Origin of the sequence: Streptomyces sp. NPDC002265 (assembly GCF_040296125.1) — a bacterium.
Classification (GTDB): Bacteria; Actinomycetota; Actinomycetes; order Streptomycetales; family Streptomycetaceae; genus Streptomyces.
Genome location: NZ_JBEOWS010000638.1, coordinates 1 through 2,223, shown reverse-complemented (window position 1 = coordinate 2,223; position 2,223 = coordinate 1). Strand labels below are relative to the sequence as shown.

Annotated in this window: 3 protein-coding genes; 1 reads left to right on the top strand and 2 read right to left on the bottom strand. The window is 68.9% G+C overall.

The genetic code is table 11. The annotated features are described in order from the left end of the window. Nucleotides 1-720, top strand: a 720-nt coding sequence (locus tag ABT085_RS45830; protein WP_351623064.1) for an MIP/aquaporin family protein, incomplete at its 5' end; no start/stop codon positions are given. A gap of 286 nt (nt 721-1,006) precedes the next feature. Here the strand turns inward: ABT085_RS45830 and ABT085_RS45825 are convergent. Continuing rightward, complete coding sequence (locus tag ABT085_RS45825) at nt 1,007-1,588, bottom strand: HAAS signaling domain-containing protein (RefSeq protein WP_351623061.1); 582 nt, start codon at nt 1,586-1,588, stop codon at nt 1,007-1,009. After that, the gene (locus ABT085_RS45820) at nt 1,585-1,956 is read right to left on the bottom strand and encodes a PadR family transcriptional regulator (protein WP_351623058.1); all 372 of its coding nucleotides are present in this window, start codon (nt 1,954-1,956) and stop codon (nt 1,585-1,587) included. The genes ABT085_RS45825 and ABT085_RS45820 overlap by 4 nt, the downstream gene beginning before the upstream one ends. Between the last annotated feature and the right edge of the window lie 267 nt (nt 1,957-2,223).

The window sequence follows — 2,223 nt, the reverse complement described above, 5'->3', positions numbered from 1 at the left end:
GGCCGTTGGGCCCGCTGGATGTCGGAACTGGCCGCGACGGCGCTGATGCTGCTGGCCGTGACCGTGCTCATGCGCCACCTGTTCCATCCCGGCTCATGGCTGCACGCCCACCTGCCGTCCGACAACGTGCGTCTGCTCGTCGACGCCGTCGTCAGCGGCGCGGTGGTGGCCGCTCTCATCGCCTCCCCCCTCGGCCGGCTGAGCGGCGCGCACATGAATCCGGCGGTCACCGTCACCTTGTGGGCCGTGCGCCGTCTGCCCGGCCGCGATGTGCCGCTCTACCTGTCCGCGCAGACCGCGGGATCCGTGCTCGGCACCGCCGCCGGCCGGCTGCTGTGCGGGCCGTCCGTCGCCCACCCGGACGTGAACTACGCCCTGCTGAGCGCGCGGCACGCCGCGCCCGATGCCTGGATCATGCTGAGGGAGGCGGTTGCCACCGGAGTGCTCCTGGCCGTCGTCGTACGGCTGGCCCGCGACCCCAGGCTCGCCGGCGTCGCGCCCTTGACCGTCGGAGCGTTGCTCACCGCATTGATCGCCCTGACCACGAACGTAACCGGCGGAAGTCTCAACCCTGCACGGCAGTTCGGTCCCTGGCTTCTGAGCGGTGGCGAGGGCCTGCTGTGGCCGTACGTCGTCGGCCCGCTGATCGCCGCCGTGGTGGTCGGCGCGACGGCCGCCGCCGTTTTCGGCCCTGCCGACGGCGGGCGGACCCGGCTGTGAGTGTCCGGCCGGACCCGGGCCCCGAACAGCGAGCCGGGAACGGCGCGACGTTCCCGCCATCCGGTCTCCGCTCCAGGAGAAGGTCTCCCGGCTCCACACCTGACGACCCCGGCCGCACACTTTGCCGCGAGTCATGCAGAGCCCGGCTCCGGCCCCACCTGGTCGATGCAGACCCCACCCGCCACCGGCCTGCCCCTCACCCGGCCGACCCCACCCTGAAAACCTCGGTGAGCACCTCGGCGGTTGATCCGTGGGTCACCGGGCTTCACTTCTCGGTGGGGTCGGGTCAGGCAGAGCGGCGCCGTGCGGACCACAGCCACACGCAGCCTCCGAGAGGCAGTCCCATCAAGAGGACGTCGAGCAGCCACGACGGCACCCCGTCGAGGCTGTTCGAGTGCAGAGCGGTCAAACCGATCACTGCCGGGAGAGCGAAGGTCACCATCGAGCCGGCAGTCTTCTGCGCACCCGTCCAGAACACGCTGCGGCACAAAAGCACCACACCGATGATGCGCACCACGCCGGAGATGAGGCCGTTGTCGAAGAGCACCTGATTCAAGGCCGCCACAGGAACGGAAAGTGCCAGGACCAGCAGTGGCGTGAGGGGGTTGCGCGGGCGCCGTGCGGGTGCGGGCACGGCGCCGCCGTCCTCTCTCAGAGCGCTGGCCGCTATCACGCGAGGGTCGCCGAGTTCGGCGACCACCTGTTCAATACTGCTGGAACGCTCGGCCAGGGCCGTGTCGATGTGCTCGGCCAGGTCGGCCAGAAGCTCCGCGCGTCGATCGGCGGGCAGGGTGGTCGTTTCGCGCTCGACAGCAGCCAGGAACGCTGCACGCATCTGCTGTTCGGTGTTGCTCGTGGTGTCCTTCATGATGCCTCCCGGGTGGGGTCGGTGTCTTGCTCGGATGGGAGAACGACCTTGTCGACCGCCGTCTTGAACCGCACCCAGCTACGGGTGAACTCCCTCAGCGACGCTGCGCCCGAGTCGGTCAGTTCGTAGTAGCGCCTGGGTGGTCCGGAGGGCGACTCGCGCCAGCTCGTGCTGACCAGTTCGTCCCGCCGCAGTCTCGACAGCAGCGGATAGATCGTTCCTTGACCTGTGGCCAGCACTCCGGTCGCGGCCAGTTCCTCTATCAGCTCGATGCCGTAGCGGGGACCAGAGCGCAGGAGGCTCAGGACGCAGTACTCGAGCACACCCTTTCGCAACTGGCCTTCGGCTTTACCGGACTCTAGTTCCATGTGATGCATGGTACCTGGTTTTGCATGCTTCTGGCGAGGCGTGATTCACGCGGCGCAGCCGAGTTCCTCGGACGCGACGATCGGTCCTGCGCTGGTTCCGGTTCCCCTCGCGGTCTCGGCCGGGTCCGCGCGCAGTCGCCGACGCTTCCCGTGCCAAGTAGGGGGAACTTATCGGCGGCCTGGCATCGGTCAGTTACGGTGTGTGGTGCGGAATCGGTCGCGGTAGGTGCCCGGTGTGGTCCCGAGGATGCGCTGGAAGGTGCGTCG

Coding starts and splice junctions, on each gene's coding strand:
- ABT085_RS45820 (WP_351623058.1), bottom strand. CDS start 1,956: ATGGAACTAGAGTCCGGTAAAGCCGAAGGCCAGTTGCGAAAGGGTGTG.
- ABT085_RS45825 (WP_351623061.1), bottom strand. CDS start 1,588: ATGAAGGACACCACGAGCAACACCGAACAGCAGATGCGTGCAGCGTTC.